Source organism: Pseudoalteromonas sp. SCQQ13, assembly GCF_015864415.1.
Classification (GTDB): domain Bacteria; phylum Pseudomonadota; class Gammaproteobacteria; order Enterobacterales; family Alteromonadaceae; genus Pseudoalteromonas; species Pseudoalteromonas nigrifaciens.
The window spans coordinates 58,160-79,106 of record NZ_JADYXG010000010.1 but is presented as its reverse complement, the minus strand read 5'-3'; the positions used below and the strand labels follow the sequence as shown (position 1 = coordinate 79,106).

At 38.2% G+C, this 20,947-nt stretch carries 12 protein-coding genes; 9 read left to right on the top strand and 3 right to left on the bottom strand.

Annotated elements, in window-relative coordinates:
• Positions 1-274 precede the first annotated feature (274 nt).
• The 5 genes from I6F41_RS09925 (at position 275) to I6F41_RS09905 (ending at position 11,620) form a co-directional block, all read left to right on the top strand.
• Positions 275-2,917 (top strand): TonB-dependent receptor plug domain-containing protein, encoded by a 2,643-nt coding sequence (locus I6F41_RS09925; RefSeq protein ID WP_182684233.1) that lies wholly within the window; start codon positions 275-277, stop codon positions 2,915-2,917.
• Positions 2,918-2,978: 61 nt separating this feature from the next.
• On the top strand, positions 2,979-3,926 hold the full coding sequence (locus I6F41_RS09920; protein ID WP_197108293.1) for a class I SAM-dependent methyltransferase: 948 nt from the start codon (positions 2,979-2,981) through the stop codon (positions 3,924-3,926).
• Between the two features lie 794 nt (positions 3,927-4,720).
• Positions 4,721-7,657, top strand: a complete 2,937-nt coding sequence (locus I6F41_RS09915; protein ID WP_011328645.1) for a TonB-dependent receptor domain-containing protein — start codon at positions 4,721-4,723, stop codon at positions 7,655-7,657.
• 70 nt (positions 7,658-7,727) lie between these two features.
• Positions 7,728-9,692 (top strand): S9 family peptidase, encoded by a 1,965-nt coding sequence (locus I6F41_RS09910; protein WP_197108292.1) that lies wholly within the window; start codon positions 7,728-7,730, stop codon positions 9,690-9,692.
• A gap of 176 nt (positions 9,693-9,868) precedes the next feature.
• Complete coding sequence (locus tag I6F41_RS09905) at positions 9,869-11,620, top strand: DEAD/DEAH box helicase (protein ID WP_197108291.1); 1,752 nt, start codon at positions 9,869-9,871, stop codon at positions 11,618-11,620.
• A 36-nt stretch (positions 11,621-11,656) separates the two neighbouring features.
• Here the strand turns inward: I6F41_RS09905 and I6F41_RS09900 are convergent, their stop codons facing one another.
• Positions 11,657-11,992, bottom strand: a complete 336-nt coding sequence (locus I6F41_RS09900; RefSeq protein WP_011328642.1) for a ribonuclease E inhibitor RraB — start codon at positions 11,990-11,992, stop codon at positions 11,657-11,659.
• A 201-nt stretch (positions 11,993-12,193) separates the two neighbouring features.
• On the opposite strand from I6F41_RS09900, the gene I6F41_RS09895 reads away from it, so the two are divergent.
• From I6F41_RS09895 to I6F41_RS09885, 3 genes are all read left to right on the top strand, one after another.
• Positions 12,194-13,921: an autotransporter assembly complex protein TamA gene (locus I6F41_RS09895; RefSeq protein WP_197108290.1), complete on the top strand. Its 1,728-nt coding sequence runs from the start codon at positions 12,194-12,196 to the stop codon at positions 13,919-13,921.
• Positions 13,921-17,598: an autotransporter assembly complex protein TamB gene (gene tamB / locus I6F41_RS09890; RefSeq protein ID WP_197108289.1), complete on the top strand. Its 3,678-nt coding sequence runs from the start codon at positions 13,921-13,923 to the stop codon at positions 17,596-17,598. The genes I6F41_RS09895 and tamB overlap by 1 nt, the downstream gene beginning before the upstream one ends.
• Positions 17,599-17,688: 90 nt before the next feature.
• Positions 17,689-18,585 (top strand): peptidylprolyl isomerase, encoded by an 897-nt coding sequence (locus tag I6F41_RS09885; RefSeq protein ID WP_197108288.1) that lies wholly within the window; start codon positions 17,689-17,691, stop codon positions 18,583-18,585.
• A 38-nt stretch (positions 18,586-18,623) separates the two neighbouring features.
• Here I6F41_RS09885 and queF read toward each other — a convergent pair whose 3' ends face one another.
• Positions 18,624-19,469 (bottom strand): NADPH-dependent 7-cyano-7-deazaguanine reductase QueF, encoded by an 846-nt coding sequence (gene queF, locus I6F41_RS09880; RefSeq protein WP_011328638.1) that lies wholly within the window; start codon positions 19,467-19,469, stop codon positions 18,624-18,626.
• A gap of 59 nt (positions 19,470-19,528) precedes the next feature.
• Here queF and syd point away from each other — a divergent pair, with 59 nt between their 5' ends.
• A complete protein-coding gene (gene syd, locus I6F41_RS09875; RefSeq protein WP_197108287.1) occupies positions 19,529-20,068 on the top strand; it encodes a SecY-interacting protein in 540 nt (179 codons plus the stop codon).
• A gap of 97 nt (positions 20,069-20,165) precedes the next feature.
• Here the strand turns inward: syd and I6F41_RS09870 are convergent, their stop codons facing one another.
• Complete coding sequence (locus tag I6F41_RS09870) at positions 20,166-20,939, bottom strand: Zn-ribbon-containing protein (protein WP_197108285.1); 774 nt, start codon at positions 20,937-20,939, stop codon at positions 20,166-20,168.
• Between the last annotated feature and the right edge of the window lie 8 nt (positions 20,940-20,947).

The following is a 20,947-nucleotide window of genomic DNA, read 5'->3' as shown; positions in this document are numbered from 1 at the left end:
CTACAGTCGAAAATAACACTGAAGTAAACTAATTTAAAAACAATGGGTTATTTTTATTTTTTAATTTGTATCGCACTTACCAAAAGACTTTTTGTAAACGACCAGTACTAATAGCGGTGATTTAGTGTGATATATGATAATGACAGGTCACTTAAAGTTAATTTTATGTTGACCTTTCTGTTCTCATAGTATTATCATTGGTTGCATAATCATTGTTTATTCGTAATCAGATGATTAAATATAAAAAATAAAATAGTATTCTTGGGAGAATCAAATGTTAAATAATCAAGTTTCAAAAGCTGTTCGCTTAGCAATCGCTTTTGGTGCAGCTTCAACAGCTGTATTTTCAGCAAGCTCAATTGCTGCTGAAGAAGGCGTAGAAAAAGTAGAGCGTATCGCTGTTACTGGTTCACGTATTAAAAGAACTGACCTAGAAGGTTCTGTACCTGTAACTGTTATCGATCGTGCTGCGATTGACTTTTCAGGACAAACTTCTGTTTCAGACTTATTACGTAATACAAGCTTTAACTCGGCGGGTTCATTTCGTCCACAGTCTGGTAGTTCTGCGCAAGGTGTTTCGCAAATTAACTTACGTGGTTTAGGTGCTTCACGCTCACTAATTTTAGTTGATGGTCGTCGCTTACCTAAGTCACCTTCAACTGGTAACTCACAAGATTTGAACTCAATTCCAATGGCGGCGGTTGAGCGCATTGAAATTTTATCTGATGGTGCTTCTGCAGTATATGGTTCTGACGCTATCGCTGGTGTAGTTAACATTATTACCAGAAAAGATTTTAACGGTATTGAAATGCGTATCGGTGCTTCAGAAGTAAGCTTACCGAAAGACGGTGGTGACCGTGAAGAAGGCTCTGTAGTATTTGGTGCTTCAAGCGATAAGTCTTCTGTAATTGGTGGTGTTTCTTGGAACAGCCGTGACATTATTTATGAAAATGCTTACGAATGGGTACAACCTGGTGCTTCAAGCTTTGGCGCAAACTGGGTAAGACCAAGTGGCTACGATGGTATTGGTGCTGATGGCGAGCCAAGTGCTGGTGGCTTAAGTTCAATTTTATCAGCTAGCGCTTGTGATGGAATCGATAACTTCTTTTCACTAGGTGATGATTTCTGTGCATATAACTTTAACGCGACAAATGCTAACGAAGCTTCTACATCAAACACATCAGCGTTCTTAAAAGCTAATTATGATATTAATGATGACTGGAGAATCTTGTCTCATACTCTAGTATCAAAAACTAAGTCTTTTGGTCGTTACGCGCCAACATTGAATGACGCAGGTGTTGGTGCTTTCATGTCAGCTGATAGCCCAAATAACCCAACTAACCCAGCTAGCCCATTTTATGATGCTCCTTCAGATGGTCTAGGTGCACGTGAAGTTGGATATCGTCATCGTTTTGCTGCATTAGGTAATCGTGATAGTCAAGTTGATAACTGGTCTACAGACTTTATGATTAGTGTTGAAGGGCAAATCGGTAATGTTTTTGTTGATTTTGGTGCGCGTAAAAACCAAACAAAAACCTATGAAATTGGTCGTGGTTATTTAATGGGTTCAAATGCAAGAACAGCTGTTGATAACGGTGATTACATGCTAAATGACCCATTTGGCACACGTTTTACTACAGATGAAGAACGTAATAATTACGCTAAAGTACTAAACGGCTTGAATGTAACTACATCGCGAATTGGTACTTTCCAACAAGAAGAAGTGTTTGGTTCTGCTGCATTTGACGTAATGGAAATGAATGGCGGAACTCTACAAGCTGTTGTTGGTCTTGAGTACCGTAAAGAAGATTATTCTGATACGTACGATTCATTATCAGAAGCTGGTCAAGTAGGTGGTTCTGCAGGTAATAGTGCTGGTGGTGGTCGTAATTTAACAAGTGCTTACTTTGAAGCATTATTCCCAGTTATGGAAGGCCTAGAGTTTACATTAGCAGGTCGTTACGATGATTATTCTGATTATGGTTCAGATTTTTCACCTAAAGTTTCAGTAAAATACGATGTGAATGATGAACTTGTATTACGTGCATCATATGGTGAAGGTTTCCGCGCACCTACATTGGATATCCTTACAGCTAAGCCAGCTCCAGATAACCCAAGTGTATCAGATGATCCATCTTGTTTAAATTTAGGTTTGGCAGCAGGTTGTGACGTACAAGTAAGCGCGATTACTTTAGCAAACGCAGAAATGGGTTCTGAATCATCAGAGCAGATTTCATTAGGCTTAGCTTACCAACCAACAGATTGGTTAAACTTTTCTGCTGATTATTATGAGATTGAAATCTCTAACATGATCCGTTTCTTTGGTTCAGATACAATCCTAACTCGTGAACAAACAGGTGACCCAATTCCTGCAGGTTTAGGTGTTACACGTTTAAGCAACGGTGGTATTGACCTTATCACTCAGGGTTATGCTAACGAAGGTAAATGGGAAGTTAGTGGTTTAGATGTAAATTTAAACACAACATTTGACTTTGATGCAGCAGGTACGTTAAAACAAACATTACAATTTAGTCATCAGTTTGAAAGTAAAATTGATGGTGGTCGTAATACACTTAAAGACACAGGTGAGCCACAGCAACGTGCTTCATTGTCAAATAGCTATGCAATACAAGACTTTGACTTTACTTGGAATATCAACATGATTGGTTCTCAGTATGAAGATGTAAGGCAAGTAGCTGGCGGTAATGTGGAACGTACAGGTAATATTGCAACGTGGATAACACATGATTTACAAGCAACGTATAGCTTCCCTACAGGCACTAAGGTTTCTGTTGGTATGCAAAATGCCTTTGAAAAAGAGCCACAGTTAAGCAGCTTTGGCGGTCGTAGCTATAACTTCGACCTTTATGATGCTTACGGTCGTGTTACATACTTACGTTTCTCACAATCGTTTTAATTTATAAAATAAGTTAAATAAAAAGGTGGGTTTAAAACCCACCTTTTTTTATGGGTAAAAAATGCAACATTGGAATTCATACTGGTCAAGGACCAAATCACTTAATAGTTTTGCAGAAGGGGAGCACAGCCAAGGTTATAAAGGCATTGTCGCCAGTTTTTGGCAAACTATTTTTAAATCACTACCTGAATCAACTACAATTTTAGACCTAGCTACCGGGAATGGTGGACTGGCTGTTTTAGCACAGCAATTTAATGCAAGTTTTGATGTTTATGCATCAGACGCGGCAAACATAGCACCATTATCTCAACATGCCCCCTCAGATTCTAATTACAAACACCTCGAAAAAATACATTTTTATGGCAATATGCCCTCTGAAACCTTAGCGTTTGAGAACGTTCAATTTGATAGTGTTATAAGCCAATTTGGTTTTGAGTATGCAGAGCCCGCCGCCGCTCTTTTAGCGGTAAATAAGGCATTAAAACCTAATGGTGAATTTATTGCGTTAGTACATCATCAAGACTCATTTATTTCTACAGATTGTAAAATTGGGTTAAAAGTACTCAAAGATTTAAGTAAAGACAATGGTTTGTTATTGCAACTTCAAGACTTCGCTGATTTTTGTCAGTCTATTACAAATAAGGTAGATCCGACTGCTGAGCAACAAGTTCAATTTAAGCAAAAAAATGTAGACCTGTTACAGCAAGTAAAATATCAGCAGAGTAAATGCAACAGTGAAGATGAGTTAGACTGGTTTAATTTGTTAGTAAAAGAGCTACTTCCAGCGATCATTGATTGGCCGAAAACAGACAGTAAAAGAGTAGAAGAACTCCGTGACAATTTATATTCTTTTCAGCTTCGCTTACAAGATCAACAAGCCGCATCGTGGTCAAACTCAGATGTTGAGTATATAAAAACCCTTCTGCAAGATAATTGGTCTAGCTACGAGTTCGATGTTATGAAAATAGACGCAGGTATTTTTTGCTGGGTTATAAAAGCACGAAAGTAAATTTAACATTGAATGTATTGTACTAATTTAAAAGTGTAAATTAGTACAATAATAAACAGCTATGTAGTTCTTCGTTGCTGTTTAAATTAAGTAAAAAAGAGTTGTAAATTACTATCTGCTTATTACAACCAATTGTCCCTTCATTAATAACGCAACAGGCTATTAATACTGTAGCGGTCTGTTTAAATAGTTATCTTTCTGACTTGAGGCATATAAACCTCTGCCCCTCTGCTTATTTTATATAAGCTTTAAAGTTATTAATCCGCTAAGTGACTTTGTAGATATGTAGCAGCTACTATTACGCTTTTGTACAGTTAAACTCAATTGTTCTATTTAGTTAGTAATATGTTACTGCTTTAGTATGGGCTGTTTTTCAATTTTAATGTAAAGCTAGCTTAATAATTACTAAACCAAACATAATACAGAGATTAATTATAAGTAATATTACCTTTACTTCTATACCTTTATTTTTGCTCTATGTCCCGCCAAATATGAAAAGCTGATTTTTATCAGTTGATTCATATATCCCTAAAAACTCAATTATAGATAAACAATAGTACCCACAATAAGTGCGGTAAATTGTTTATCAGATATTATTCATTGTGTTTATATGAATACATGTGCTTTGTAAATGTATGTAAACAAGGGTTGTTTTATGTTAACTAGGTGTTGACCTGATGGTGTCCTTAGTAATACTCTTTAATTTGAAAATAGATGCTATGCAGATACCGTAGCTTTACTTTTCATAAGACAATGATAAAAATAAAATAAAATAAAACTATAGGGACAATAAAATGTTAAATACTAAAGTTTCAAAAGCAGTTCGCTTAGCGATTGCTTTTGGTGCAGCATCAACAGCTTTATTTTCAGCTAGTTCATTTGCGGCAGAAGAAGGTGAAGTTGTAGAAGAAGTAGAAAAAATTCAGGTTTTAGGCTCTCGTATCCGCACAGATAGTTTTGCTAGTGATACGCCTATTACTATCATTTCTGTAGAAAATGCAGCTAATCAAGGTATTACGTCATTAGGAGAGTTACTGCGTACCAGCACAATTGCTGCTGGTTCTAGTCAAGTTACCTCTGCATTATCAGTTGGCTATGTTACTTCAGGTGGCGCTGGCACAGAAACTATTTCAATGCGTGGCCTTGGAGCTAATCGTACATTAGTACTGTTGAATGGTCGTCGTGCTGGTCCTGCAGGTACGCGCGGACAAGTATCATCATTTGATATGAATGCATTACCAATATCTGCTATTGAACGTATTGAAGTTTTAAAAGATGGTGCATCTTCTCTTTATGGCTCTGATGCGGTTGCAGGTGTAATTAATATTATTACTAAAAAAGGTGATGATAAGTCTATTTCAGTTGACCTTTCGCAGCCATTTGAGTCAGGCGGTGAGCAGCAACGTATCAACTTCTCAATCGGTGAAGAGTTTAAAAAAGGCTCAATTCGAGTAGTTGGTGATTATAAAGTGCAGCATGAGTTACAACGTGGCGATCGTGAGTTTTTCGATTGTAGCGCCCGTAGATATTATAACAAAGATGGTGAGCGAGCTGATCCGATCGATCCACGAACAGGTAATTATCACTGTAATGAATCAGGCTATGGTTTGTGGTTGAGCAATGATGGCGCATCAAACTTTGACTCTGGCTATGGCTCTTACGATTATGATGGTTTTTTTGGTAACAATGGTTACAGTAGCTTTAATGATGCTGCTAGTGGTCCAGGCGATTTTACGACTCCAGATGGTTGGTATAATGTAGGGTTTGATAAAGAGTCTGATGGTTGGAGAAATCTAGAGCATCCATTTTCTGACAACGAATCAATGATACCTAAAACAGCTACTTATTCATTGTTTTTACAAGGTGACTATAGCTTTACGGATAGTATAAGTGGTTATGCAGAAGCCTTATATAGTTCTCGTAAAACTGAAACACAAGCATACCGTCAATTTTGGGTTGGTGATATAGCTCGACCTGATGCTGATTTATATGAAGGTTTTGGTGGTGATGTTCGAATTATGCCAGTTGCATTGACGGATCATTATGGTAGCGAAACGACGATCGACTACAGACGTTTTGTTCTTGGTTTGGAGGGTTCTTTAGGTTTTTGGGATTGGGACGTTTCTTATCAAAACAGCCATAGTAAAGGTGAATACCAAAATAAAGTAATTTACCGCGATTCAATGGTAATGGCCCAACAGCATTTAGGAAATGGGACATCATGTTCTGGTGAGGTTACTGCTAATTCAGGAAAAGCATGTGTTGATGTACCTTGGACAGATCCACAATTTTTATATGGTAATCCTTCAGATGAAGTTCGTAACTTCTTATTTGGTGAAGAAACAGGTGAAACCATTTACAAGCAACAAACGCTAGAAGCATATATTACGGGTGATTTATTTGAATTACCTGCAGGTGCAGTTGGCAGTGCATTTGGTATGTCTTATCAAAAAGATGAGCTAGATGATACGCCAGGAGTCGCTTCTTCTACTGGTAATTCTTGGGGTTTAAGCAGTGCGAGTCGTACAGCAGGAACACAAAATACTCGTGCCGTATTTGGTGAAATTCGAGTGCCACTTTTTCAGGGTGAACCATGGGCTGAGCGCATGGAGTTAACAACATCAGGGCGTTGGACTGATGTATCTACTTACGGTAGCGATAACACGTTTAAAGTAGGTTTAGTATGGGAAGTTGTTGATGGTTTCACACTAAGAGGTTCTCGTGGTTCATCGTTCCGCTCTCCAGCATTGTATGAGCTATACTTAGCAGGACAAACGGGTTTTCTTGGTCAGAACTCAGTTGATCCATGTTTTGATTACGGCTCAGGATATGCAGATGGTACTGTTTCAGAACGTACCTATAACAACTGTTTAGCTTCTGGTGTACCTACTGATTATGATGGCTCTACTGCAAGTTCAGCTACGAGTGTAACAAGTGGTGGTGCAGGGCGTTTAACAGCTGAAACTTCGATTTCGGAAGGTTTTGGTTTTGTGTGGACAAGTCCAGAAAATACTTACGCATTCTCAGCTGATTACTACAAAGTTGATATTAGCAACCAAGTAGCTAATTTAGGTGGCAGTGATATAACTAGCACTTGTTATAACTCTGAAAACTTCCCGAATGATCCTATTTGTACTCAGTTCACGCGAAATGATGGAACAGACGGCAACTACGGTATTGATACTATTTACGGTGGTTACACTAACGTTGCGAATCAGAGCACTCGTGGCGTTGATTTAAACTTCACTTACCGTGATGATTTTGATTTTGGTTCGGTATACTTCAACATTGAGCATACTGTTCAGTTAGAGCGCACTTACCAGCTTTTTGCTGACAGTGAGCCAAGCCAATACATTGGTGAGATTGGTGATCCTAAACATGTTGGTAATATTTCAGCAACATTTAAAAAGGATGACTGGAGCTTAACATGGACTACACGGTATGTTGATGAAACGAATGATTATGAATATTACGATGATTCAAATGAATCAACTTACCGTGGTGAAGAGATTACTTTTGTAGCTGAAACACCTAAAGTATTTTACCATTCACTTTCAGGTAATTTAAAGCTTGACCAATTTGATGTAACAATGGGTATTGCGAACGTTTTTGATGAAGAGCCGCCGCAAGTGTCACCTAGTTATGTTAGAGCTGTTGGTAATAGTGCGCTTTATTCACAATATGATAATTTAGGCCGTAGATTCTTTGCGAATGTTACTTATAATTTTTAATTAGCATTTAGATTAAAGTCTATTTATTAAGCCCTCGTAGGAGGGCTTTTTTATTGATAAGGAAATACTAATGAGGAATATAGCTAAATTTACTGTAGGTATGCTTTTAATTGCTGCGTCAGTAGGGGCTGAGGCCAATGTCGATAGTGCTAACTTGCAAAATTACGCAAAACACGCACAGTTTATAAATATGAAAATCTCACCTGACGGTAAACATCTTGCTGCTACAACAAGAACGGAAACAGGCGCTATTAGGCTAACTATACTTAATGTTAGTAATCATGAGATTGTTTCTATTACTGAAGGAAAAGAGAGTGAAGCTGTTGCAGACTTTGGTTGGGCCGATAATGAACGAGTAATTATTTCACTAGCTCAAGAATACGGTGCTTATGATGCGCCAATGGCAACAGGTGATCTTTTATCTATAAACGTAAATGGTAAAAGTAAAACTATAATAGCAGGACCTCGCTCAGGTGACTCAAGAATTCGAGTTGCAAGAATAATAGACTTATTACCAGAGATCGACGATGAACTTATAATCTCTTCTTTTTCCCCATTTTCTGAAGAACCCTATTTAGAGTTACAGCGAGTAAAAGCAAGTTCAGGGCGTAAACAAAGTATGGGGAAGCTTCCTTTACGTGTTTACAAAGGAACAAATACGAGCGTTTTATTGGATCATAATGGTATTGCGAGGCTGGCAACAGGTATTGCCCCAGATAAAAATAATCAAAGTATTGTAGTCACAAGAGATAATAAAGATGATGAGTGGCATGAAGTACTCCGATTTGACAGTGATTCAGGATCTTTCACCCCACTTACATTTTTAGCTGATAATTCAACTGTGATTGGTATTAGTGATAATACAACTGATACGTTATCTATTTCTTCATTTGATCTGAAAACAAACAAACAAACTGTGAAAGTGACTCATCCAAATACAGATCTAATGCCAGTTGTTAGTATAAATAACGGCAAAGTCAGTGAAGTAATTGGAGCAAGTTATGAATTAGATTCAATTGAAAATGTTTTTTTTGAAGATATAACAGATACTGGCTTTGCGAGTTTATTATCGAGCTTATCAAATTCATTTAAAAACCAAACTATAGAGGTTACCTCCTCAACTTTAGATAATACGAAGCTGGTGTTAACAGTTAGCTCCACTAATAACCCAAAGCAATTTTACTTATTTGATACTAAGAAACGAAGTCTTAGCGCGATAGTTAAAGCTAAACCTTGGTTAAGTCAGGAGGAGATCCCTCAAACAACGCTAATTTCTTATAAAACACGTGATGGGTTAGAGGTTCGCGGGCTGCTAACGCTCCCTGTGAATGCAGATAAGAATTTACCTCTAATAATGCATCCTCATGGTGGCCCACATGGTATTAGAGATTCATTATCAACATTAAGTAGTGATGTAAAAGTACTTGCATCACATGGATACGCTGTTTTTCAACCGAACTTTCGTGGTTCAGGTGGCTATGGTAAAAAATTTCTGCAAATGGGTTACCAAAGCTGGGGGACAAGCATGATTGATGATATGACCGATGGTGTACGTTACCTAATTAAACAGGGGGTCGTTGATGAAGGTCGAATTTGTTCTTATGGTGCATCTTATGGTGGTTATGCTGCGGTTCAAAGTGCTATACGAGAACCTGAGCTTTATAAGTGTGTTGTAGGCTTTGTAGGCGTTTACGATTTACAGCTAATGTTCGAAGAAGGCGATATCTCAGAATCATCTTCAGGTTTAAATTACTTAGAAAACGTACTTCCGAAGACAAAAGCAGAAAGAGAAGCACAATCGCCAGTGCATAATGTAGATAAACTCAAAGCACCTGTATTCATTATTCAGGGTGGCCAAGATGTAAGGGTACCTGAAGAGCATGCATTTAGGCTAAGAGATGCGCTTAAAAAACGCAATCACTCTGTAGAGTGGATGTACAAAAAAGGTGAAGGGCATGGTTTTTATAAACCAGAGCATAATGTAGAGCGATGGGAAAAAATGCTAACATTTTTTGGTAAAAACATAGGTAAATAAAAGTCTACCCCTGAGTAATTAACTTAGGGGTGTTATTAATAGATATAAATGTTTTATCGTAGTATTCCCCATTAAAATGAGTTTTAATTATGCGATTTAAAAACCGCATAATTAATAATTACCTTTAAAGTTAAGTTATTTGCTAAAATCCCTCATTAAAATTTAATTGTTATCTCATGACCTACACCCTAAGACCTTACCAGCAAGAAGCCGTAGAACGTACCGTTTTACACTTTAGAAAAACCAATGATCCCGCAGTGATAGTATTACCTACTGGTGCGGGTAAAAGCTTGGTAATTGCTGAGCTGGCGCGTATAGCTAAACAAAAAATATTAGTACTGGCGCATGTTAAAGAATTAGTAGAGCAAAACTCACAAAAGTATAAAAGCTTTGGGCTTGAGGCGAGTATATTTTCGGCAGGATTAAAAGAAAAATCGTTAAACCACCAGGTTACTTTTGCTAGTGTGCAGTCGCTATCGCGTAATTTAGATCAGCTTAATGAGCATTATTCACTGTTAATTATTGATGAGTGCCATAGAGTTAATGGCGATAAAAAAAGCCAATACGGTAAAGTTATTAATGCCTTGCAAGCGCATAACCCACAATTAAAAGTATTAGGGTTAACGGCAACGCCTTATCGATTAGGTATGGGGTGGATTTATCATCATCACTATCATGGTTTTGTGCGGGGCAATAAAGACAGCCCATTTAAAAGCTGTATTTTTGAATTACCGCTGCGCTATATGATCAAACATAACTATTTAACGCCACCCAATGAAGTGGATGCGGCGATTAGTCATTACGACTTTTCGGCGTTAACCAGTGATGCGTTTGGCCGTTATACTAATGAGGATATGAATGCGCTATTAAAAAACAGCGCACGGGCAACGCAATCCATTTTACAACAAGTAATGCAATATAGTGAAAACCGCCAAGGTATTATGATTTTTGCCGCTACGGTTATGCACGCACAAGAAATTTTAAGCTATTTACCTCATCAGCAAAGCGCCTTAATTACAGGTGACACACCTAATAGCGAACGCGATAAAATAATTAAGCAATTTAAAGCCAAGCAATTAAAATACCTGGTTAATATATCGGTACTCACCACCGGCTTTGATGCACCTCATGTTGATTTTATTGCTATTTTACGCCCTACTGAGTCGGTGAGTTTATACCAGCAAATTGTCGGCAGAGGACTTAGATTAGCCGAGTCAAAAACAGATTGTTTGGTGATCGATTATGCCGGAAATGGTTTTGATTTGTTTCACCCTGAGGTTGGCGATAAAAAAGGCGATAGCGATAACGAGCCGGTACAAGTGCTTTGTCCTGGCTGTGGCTTTGCTAATATTTATTGGGGTAAAACTGACTCTACAGGAAAGGTTATTGAACACTTTGGTAGGCGCTGTAAGGGCTTGCTAGAAGATGATGAAGGTAATAAAGAGCAGTGTGATTATCGTTTTCGCTTTAAAGAGTGTGATGAATGTGGTGCGCAAAACGATATAGCCGCACGTAAATGCCATGATTGCGGTGCGGTAATGGCCGACCCTGATGATAAATTACGCAATGCTTTAAACTTAAAAGATGCACTCGTACTTCGCTGTAGTGGTTTAAGTGTAACGCAGCTTAAAAATGAGATGATTAAAGTAACGTATTTTGACGAGGACGGTGCAAGTTGCGACGAAGTTTACGATATTGCAAATAAAGGGGCGGCGTATATTTTTAATCGGCAATTTGGTAAGCGGGTAGGCCAAGGTCAAGCACCCGTAAAATTTAAAACGGCAGAGCAGGTAATTAACGCACAGTTAGATTTAATTGCGCCCGACTTTGTAATTGCGCGTAAAAGTAAAAAATATGGTTGGAAGGTAGCAGATAAGCTGTTTGATTATAAAGGCAGTTTTAGAAAAGCTAATCAGTTAAACCCTTAGGTTTAACTGATTTATAATTTAGTATGGGAATGCAGATTAAGCTTCTTCTGCGTCCATTAATCCCCAACCATCGCCGTAACCGTTAAAGTTATTAGCTATGCTTTCAATGTATTGCTCAGCTTGGCCTAATAGAGTGTGCTCAGGAACCATTTGTACTTGAGTAATTACTTCCCATACGCCAGTGTCTTGGCATTTTTCGAGTTCAGCATGCTGTACTAATGTATCGGCTACTACTTCTTTGGCAAACTTTTCTGCATCGCTTTGTTGCTCAAATAAAATATAAAAATCGACTTGGTGCATTTTACTTAAATCAATACCAGCGGCGGCTATTTCAGCTAAAAGTTGGCCATTTTCGTCATCAGGAAATTGCATTAAAAAACTCATTAAAATTATTGTGTACTTGTTATGGCTATTGTAACCAAAATAAACGCTTAAAGCGTACTAATTTTAATATTATAGATTGCATATTATGTCACTGGGTAGCTATTAAGTTAATGTAAGGCTCATTACGGCTATGATATTATAGAGTTGATGCATCGTTATATTTTAAGAATTAAAGGTAAGGATATTTACTTGTTTAATCAGTTTTTGCGTTACATGTTTATTTTTTGCATTCTTCTGAGTGCTCAGTCTGTTGCCTCTGAAAATGTAATAGAAGATTATGAGATTAAAGGGATAAATGACGATTTAGAAAAAAATGTTGCGCTTTATTTAAAACAACTTATAGGTGAAAAGCCGACCTTGACCCTGCGCCGCTATGCAAAAAAACAAGTCGAGAATAGTATTAAAGCATTAGGGTATTACAGCCCTAAAGTAGAGGTTAACTTTGATAAAGATGAGCGTGATTTGGTGGTTAGAGTTGAGCGAGGGCCAGCTACTCGCATCGCTGCAATAAATATTAGTGTAAAGGGGGCTGGCAAGCAGGACCCCGCTTTATTGGCAGTAATTAATAATATTACCCTAAAGCAGGGAGATATTTTAAACCACGGACATTATGACAGCGCGCATAAAAAAATAGAATCAATGCTGTTAGAGCTAGGTTATTTTGACGCTAAATGGCCTGCGCGTAAACTAGAAGTATCTTTGGGGAAACATAGCGCAGAAGTTACTTTTATTATTGAAACTGGGGGGCGTTATCAGTTTGGCGATATTGTAATTGCTAGCGATACCCCTGCTGAAAAGTATATTCGTTCTTTAGCGCCTTTTGCCAAAGGGCAGCCTTATAAATCGACCCACATAGCCGATTATAATCTTGATTTATCAAGCACGCCTTATTTTACTAGTGTACGAGTATATGCAGATATAACCGAACGTAAAAATAACCAAGTACCTATAAAAGTAGATGTATTACATAAACCTGCAAATAGCTATGAAGTGGGTGGTGGCTTTAGTACCGACTTAGGCCCCAAAGTGCGCTTTAAATGGAGTAAACCATGGATAACGCAAGATGGCCATTACCTAGAAAGTAACTTAAATGTGTCTGAGCGACAACAAGATATTTCAATGGCTTATACAATCCCAGAGGATGATCCTAATGACGATTTATGGCGTTTTTCGGTTGGTTATAAACTTGAGGATGAATTAGCTAATAATATTTATAGTGAAATACTTACCGGGCAAGTACAACGCCAATGGTTAACTGATAATAACTGGGTGCGTACCGCTTTTATACGCCGCGACCATGAAACATATAGAATAGGTGACGACGAAGAAGAAAGCAGTGAAATGTTAATGCCAGGTATTAGTTATGCACGTAAAAAATCAAAAGGGGGAACAACCCCTTATTGGGGCGAACAGTGGTTAATATCTGCAGAGTTTGGCGTAGAAGATGTACTCTCTAGTACTAATTTGATCCGCGTGCAGTTACAAAACGCTTGGCTGAGAACTTATTTAGACCGCCATTTAGTGTTTTTAAAAGCGAACCTAGGTGCCATGTTGGTCGATAATATAGCTAATGTGCCGTATTCACTGCGCTTTTTTGCTGGTGGCGATCAAAGTGTGCGTGGTTTTGCGTATCAATCAATTTCACCCGAAAACGATGAAGGGCAGCTAATAGGGGGTAAGTACTTAGTCTCTGGTACTGCAGAATACAACTATCAGTTTGCGCAAAATTGGCGGGTTGCTTTATTTGTAGATGGAGGTACTGCAACCAATGATTTTTCGGATAGATTTGAAGTAGGTGCTGGGTTTGGTTTTCGTTATTTAACACCTGTAGGTCCGGTTAGAATTGACCACGCTTGGGGACTTACCAAAGAAAGTAAAAGCACCCGTTTGAGTATTACTATAGGGCCTGAAATTTAATGACTGTATTTAAAAAAATAACTGCAAGTGTCAGTGCTGTTTTAGTCATACTGCTAATAACCGTATTTTGTATATTATTTACTGCACCCGGTAATCAATTTATTGCTTATAGTGCAAACAAGTTGGTTGATGGTTTAAATATTGACATTAAAAACGGTCGGTTTTTATATAACGATGTATTTAATGTTAGGTATAACAATAACGGGGTAGATTTTAATGCCCAGCAACTAAAGCTTAATTTATTTTGGTGGCAGTGCGACGGTATTTGCATTGATAATTTAAGTGCTAATACAATGGCCTTAACTTTGGAGCAATCAACTGAAGCAGTTGCAGAAGAGCCATCTGAGCCACTAACTAAAATTACCTTACCTTTTAATATCGCTGTTAAAAATATAGCTGTAAAAGTATTTACTTTAGAACACCCAAGCGCCAACGTGCGTGTTGATAACTTTAAGTTATCGGCAAAAGCGATGGGATCAGAGCTTGTAGTAAAAAGCTTAAACATACCTAAAATACTGGTTACGCTAAAAGAGCAAGCCCAATCCCAGCAATCACAAACAGCATCAACGGCAATTACGAAGCTTCCTGCACTGCCTAATATCGAATTTACTTCACCACTGGATATAACCATTGAGCAGTTTGATATTGATAAAGTGGCTATACAGCAGGGCGAACAAGACTATGAGATAGAAAATATAGCACTGCAAATGACTGTAGAAGATGCCAAAATAAATTTATATTCTTTAGCGGCTCGTTATCAGCAGTGGCAATTAAATACACAACTTAACACAGAGCTTGTAGGTAATATGCCGCTAAAAGGTCATATTGTATTAAAAAGCCCGCAACACCAAGCTGACTTATCACTCAGTGGCGACTTGGCAAATTTAAATGTTGATTTAGAAACCACAGGGCAATTTCCGCTTAGTTTAAATGCCAATGCTAATTTAAAGCAAACAAACTACCCATTTACAGTTAAAGGCAAAATAAACCAGTGGCTGATCGACGCACAAAGCGAGCAGTTAACGCTACGTAAGGTTAACTTAAGTGCGCAGGGCAACGCAGATGACTATCAACTTAGTTTAACTGCAACGAGCCAGTTAGGCGCGTACCCAGCCGTTGATTTAAACACACAATTAACGGGCACGCTTACCCATGCACAGCTTTCTACATTGTCGGTTAAGGCCAACGACAGCACTGCAAAAATAAATGCCAATGTTAACTGGCAACAAGGTATACAAGCAGATTTTGCAGGGACGCTATCGCATTTAAAAGCGCAATACTTAACAGATGCAGTAACGAGTGATATTTCTGGGCAGTTTAAAGGCTCATTTAATGCACAAACGGATACTTGGCAACTGAAAATGAATAATACCAAACTCACCGGCACACTTAACGACGTGCCATTAGAGTTTGCCGCAAACTTTAGGCTAGATAATGCATTAAAAGCTAATATTGATAGTTTTTATTTAAGCAGTGGTAAAAATAAATTAGAACTCAATGGCCAAATAGATAGCAAATGGTTAGTAGATGGCAATATAACACTACAAAGTGATGAGCAGGCTAATATGCCATTTATTGCAGATGGTAAGGCCAATATAGCCCTTAGAGGTCAAAGGTTAACACCGTCGGTTGACTTAGCATTAATGCTGGAACGTTTTATTTTTGATGAAATAAATATAAGTAAGTTATCTGTTAAAGCTGATCTTGATACAGCGGCCGATTGGCAAACTAATATTGCAATAGATGTTGGTTCGGCTTTAGTTGCTGAGCAACAAATTAACAGTGTAAAAATAGATGCAACAGGGGATAAAAAAGATCATCAACTTACCGCATCTGTTGATGCGCAACAAGGTGCAGTTGAGTTTGAAGTTAATGGTCAACTTACCAATGCGATTTGGCAAGGTGCATTGAGCAATGTGCAGTTAAGCGATAAAAAGCTAAGCTTTAACAACAGTAAAAAAATTACACTTAACGTAAACACCCAAACAGGCGATTTTGATGTAAGTAAGCACTGCTGGCAATCTGCACAAAGTGAGTTGTGTATCGACACTTTGTCGCAAAATAAACAGTTAGGTCAATTCAATGCTAAATTAAACAATTTAGCATTTGAGGAACTAAAGCATTTACTACCTGATAATGTTGGTGCAGAAGGCGCTTTAACAGGGGAATTTGTTGCAAACTGGCAAGCGAGTGCGCTGAAAACATTACGCGCTTCTTTAAATTCAAATAACTTAATAGCCAAATACAATTCCGAAGAAGATAACTTTCGTTTACCAATAGAAACGCTTAGTGTGAATGCATTTACTGATTCTCAAACAGGTAAATTAACAGCTAACTTAAACTCTAGCGTGTTAGGTGAAATTACCACCCAAATTAATGTAGATGACATACAAAACACGCAAGCGTTAAGCGGTAATGTAAACATAGATAAAATATTATTTTCTAACTTGCAGCCATTTTTAGACACTATTGAGCAGCTCAAAGGCAATATTAGCGGTAAAATTGCATTAGCAGGTACATTAAAAGAGCCACTCCTTGAAGGTGAAGTAAATATTGATGATATTAATTTACAAGGTGAACAACTACCAATAGCACTTGAAAAATCGAATGTGAGTATTTTATTTAACAAAGCGACAGCAACAATTAAAGGCCTTTTAACAGATCCCCAAGGCGGGAATATTAAATTAAATGGCGACATAGATTGGCAAGGTGAACAACCAGCCGTTAACGTTGCAATAGTAGGTGAGCAATTTTATGTACGTGCTCAGCAAGGAGTCGTTTTTAAAGTATCTCCAGATTTAAAAATTGGTTTGGCTAACAACGCAATAAACCTTGTGGGTGAAGTAATTGTCCCTTATGGGCGAATTGAAATAGAAGAGCTGCCAGAGGGCGCTGTGCAAGTTAGCGATGACGAAATAATCGTTGATCAAAAAACCAAAGCGACTAAAAAAGTGCCATTTGATTACGATATAGATTTAAAACTGATTGTAAAAAATGACGTGAAAATTGAATCATTCGGTCTAGAATCTAAAGTAGAAGGCGACTTGGCGATTAAAATGAGCCAAGGAACTCCTATTATTGCCACAGGCGAGCTTAAGTTAGTAAACGGTACATACTTAGCATTTGGCCAAGATTTGTTAATTCGTACCGGCCAGGTTGGCTTTAGTGGCTCAATAGAGCAGCCTTACTTAAATATTAAAGCCATTCGTAATCCCGAAAACACCGCCAATGGTGTTATTGCTGGGGTAACGCTTACAGGTAATGTAGAGCAACCCAGGCTAAAAGTGTTTTCGGAGCCAGCGATGGATCAGGCACAAGCTTTGGCCTATTTACTCAATGGCCAACCACTAGGCGAGGGCGATAGCTCCACCGATGCTATGCTCACTCAGTTGTTACTTTCGCAGGGGGTTAGCCGCAGTGAAGGGCTGGTTTCTAAAGTGGGTGAAACGTTTGGTTTGTCGGATGTTAGCCTTACCTCTAAAGGCAGTGGTGAGCAAACAAAAGTAGAAATATCAGGCTATGTGGCACCGAGCTTACAAGTAAAATACAGTGTTGGTATTTTTGACTCCCTTAGTGAAGTGGCAATACGTTATCAGCTGCTTTCGCAGTTTTATATCGAAATAACCAGTGGGCTATATCAAAACGTAGATATACTTTATAAGTTTGATTGGGACTAATAATTACAGGTTAAAGCAGATGTTAGTAAGTAATAACCAAGCTTAAGGATAAGACCCTAATGTAAAACTATAATAATAAGGCGCTAATTTATGAAAAAGTACCTGTTAACAGTGGCCGCTGCGATGTTATTAAACGGCTGTGCTGGACAATATAAACAAAGCATTACCACGCAACAAGGTGAGCCTAAAATAAAGCACACTGCCAGTGACGTTATTACTAAAGCCGCCGAGGACGAGTGGCGAGTGGTTAACTCGCAAAATATTTTAAAAATAACCTTACCCACAGGCGCCACTTATATTGAGCTTAATCCGCAGCTTGCTCCACAGCATGTAAAAAATATTAAAAAGCTTGCGCGAGAAGGCTTTTATCAAGGAACGAGTGTTTATCGCTTTGTTGAGGGATTTGTAGCTCAAGGTGGTGCTAGCAGTGCTAAAAAGATTATTAAGACTGCAAATAAATCACTTTTGGCCGAGTTTTATTTAACTACTAAACACCCGTTGGCAATTACAGCCCTTGAAGGTGATGGTTATGCACCTATAACTGGTTTTTTAAATGGTTTTGCGGTTGCTCAAAACGCACTACAAACCCAAACTTGGCAAGTGCATTGCAGTGGCATATTTGCAATGGCGCGAGATAACGATATAAATAGTGCAAGCACCGAATTCTTTATCACTATAGGGCAAGCGCCACGTTATTTAGATAAAAACACCACTGTATTTGGACGCGTACTTGAGGGTATAGAGCATGTTAACCGCTTAGAGCGTACCGCTCGCAATGATAAAGAATTTAACCCAATAACTGATATTCAAGTACTTGAAGACATTAATAATAGTGATAAAAGTGTTTTTAAAGTGATGAAAACAAACTCACAGGCATTTAAAAACCTAATTGCGGCAAGAAAAAATCGCTCTGAGCCTTGGTTTGTACATACAGCTAATTATATAGACGTGTGCGCTGTGGCTATTCCCACCAAACGTAGTGAATAAAAAAGGAGCCTAGGCTCCTTTTTTATTACAATAAACACTTATTGGCGGTTAATTTTAACTGCAAATGGCGTGTCGTTATTATGAGTTGAGCGATACGGATTTATATCAAGGCCACCACGGCGCGTATAGCGAGCATAAACTTCAAGATTTTTAATGCTGAGCTGAGTGCTTAAATCGCTATAAATACGCTCCACGCATTGTTCATGAAACTCATTATGGGTTCTAAACGAAATTAAGTAGCGAAGTAACGACTCTCTACATATTTGCTCACCTGTATAACGAATAATTACACTTGCCCAATCGGGTTGTGAGGTAATTAAGCAGTTAGACTTAAGTAAGTGGCTATGCAGGGTTTCGGTTACCGTTTTATTGCTTTGCGATTTTAGAGAATGAGCGTCAATATCGTAGTTATCAATTTCGATATCTAAATCATCAATACACTCACCAGGTAATGGGGTGTAAGGAAGGCAGTTATACTCATCTGCATTGTATAAAGTTACCTGCACTAAGCTGTTAACCACTGCGGTTAGATCTTTAACTAAATGCTGTTTCACTTCATCACGGCTGTTAAATCGAGTTTGGTTAAAGCTATTTAAATACAGTTTAAACGATTTAGATTCAACAAGGTGACTGCTTTGGCAGGCAAAAGTAAATACAGCGATAGCGACTTGCGGCTTGCCTTTGGCGTTTAACCACGACAGCTCGTAACCAGTCCAAATGTCTTGGCCTTTGAATGGTAAAGCGGCTTCGTCAATATTTAAAGCATCTCTATTTAGCTTGCGTGCAATTGGAAAAAGTAAGCTTGGAGTATATTGATCTATATATTCAGTTGATTGGCCTAACACACTGCCTTTAAGGTCGGGAGAATTGCTGTAATCTGTCATGTTTGCCCTTAAATAGTTACAATAGCGGCATTATATCTAATTTAAATGAGTTTCATAGTATGTCTGTTGTATTGCAGTTAACCCAGCTACACCAAAGGTTTAATGACAAAACCCTAAAAAACACGCAAAAACATCCACTTATGGTGCACGATGAACAATGGCCAAGCCCATGTGAAATAGGCAATGTTGATCAACAAGGTAATATTCAGTGGCAAGCTGTGCTGCAGCAACCTGCAGGCTCGCTTAATGATTTAGCTAAGGCATTGGATGTTACATTTCCAAGTGGCTTAAATGCGCTTTATGGGCATATGTATGGTGGCAATATTCAAGCTAGTATTGATGGTCACCAAGTTGAATTGTTACAGGTATGGAATAGCGATGACTTTGATTTATTGCAACAAAATATAACTGGCCACGTTTTAATGAAGCGTAAACTTAAACAACCTGAAACAGTATTTATAGGGTTAACAGCACAAGATGATTTGTTAGTAAGTGTGTTATTGCACAGCGGTGAAGTGTGCTTAGAGTACGTAGGCAAAAAAACGCATCATGTGCTTGCTGCCAATATAGAAGAATTTTTGCAAGCGCTTGAGGTTTAATTAAAACAGGCGTTAATTACCTTAAAACGATTTAGTGTAAAGTATTAGCTCGGAATTAATTTTAATATCGAGCTAATACATTAATAATATCTTTAACTTATTGAAAGTCCCACGATATGTTAGACACTAAGGCGCAGGGCTCACACCTAAAATCAAATAATCCAAACCAGGATTCAGGTAACCTCCAATCGCCATTACAGCTTGGGCATTTACGCTCTAGTTCAGAAGTTTTATCGGTGCCACCTACGCGGTATATATAGTAATACACAGGTTTTTTAGTTAAAAAGCTAATTCGTTTAGTAATGTCTTTACCGCGGCGGAATAAGTCGCTTTTAATACTCGAAATTTCTTCAAGAGCAGGAAACTCACAGCGTGTTGCGCCATTAATTTGAATTTGATCGCAGGCTTGCCAGTCTTCCTGCCATTTAATTAAGGTTTTATAATCACCATTAGCAATTGCTGGGATCCGAAATAGCGGTACCGGTAAAAAGTCGTCACCACAATAAAGTGGGCTACAAGTATGCACATAAGTGGTGTATAAAATATAGCTAGAAGGCTCGGCGCAGCAATCAGACCCATTAGAATGAATATCTTGACCAATAATTTTTACTTTTGGCGCAAGTAAACCAGCGCTGTGCAATTGCTCAATGCTGTGTTTTACAAATGGACTATTGTTAAGCGGGTGCATGGCATCTTCGTTTGGGCACATAACACGGGTAATAAAGAAACCATCTTTTAAAACAGTAGGAAATTCTTCGCCCATTATTTGGCCATTAAAACGCAGCGCATTAACCAAGCGATTAATAGCTTGTTCGGCCTTCTCTAAAGTGGTGTCTTGGTAGCAATCAAAGGTTAAATCAACAACGAACATTTATAGTC

Excerpts from the sequence above, each read along its gene's own strand:
- I6F41_RS09915 (WP_011328645.1), top strand. The coding sequence starts at position 4,721 with ATGTTAAATACTAAAGTTTCAAAAGCAGTTCGCTTAGCGATTGCTTTT.
- queF (WP_011328638.1), bottom strand. The coding sequence starts at position 19,469 with ATGACAGATTACAGCAATTCTCCCGACCTTAAAGGCAGTGTGTTAGGC.
- I6F41_RS09920 (WP_197108293.1), top strand. The coding sequence starts at position 2,979 with ATGCAACATTGGAATTCATACTGGTCAAGGACCAAATCACTTAATAGT.
- I6F41_RS09905 (WP_197108291.1), top strand. The coding sequence starts at position 9,869 with ATGACCTACACCCTAAGACCTTACCAGCAAGAAGCCGTAGAACGTACC.
- tamB (WP_197108289.1), top strand. The coding sequence starts at position 13,921 with ATGACTGTATTTAAAAAAATAACTGCAAGTGTCAGTGCTGTTTTAGTC.
- I6F41_RS09900 (WP_011328642.1), bottom strand. The coding sequence starts at position 11,992 with ATGCAATTTCCTGATGACGAAAATGGCCAACTTTTAGCTGAAATAGCC.
- I6F41_RS09885 (WP_197108288.1), top strand. The coding sequence starts at position 17,689 with ATGAAAAAGTACCTGTTAACAGTGGCCGCTGCGATGTTATTAAACGGC.
- syd (WP_197108287.1), top strand. The coding sequence starts at position 19,529 with ATGTCTGTTGTATTGCAGTTAACCCAGCTACACCAAAGGTTTAATGAC.
- I6F41_RS09925 (WP_182684233.1), top strand. The coding sequence starts at position 275 with ATGTTAAATAATCAAGTTTCAAAAGCTGTTCGCTTAGCAATCGCTTTT.
- I6F41_RS09910 (WP_197108292.1), top strand. The coding sequence starts at position 7,728 with ATGAGGAATATAGCTAAATTTACTGTAGGTATGCTTTTAATTGCTGCG.
- I6F41_RS09870 (WP_197108285.1), bottom strand. The coding sequence starts at position 20,939 with ATGTTCGTTGTTGATTTAACCTTTGATTGCTACCAAGACACCACTTTA.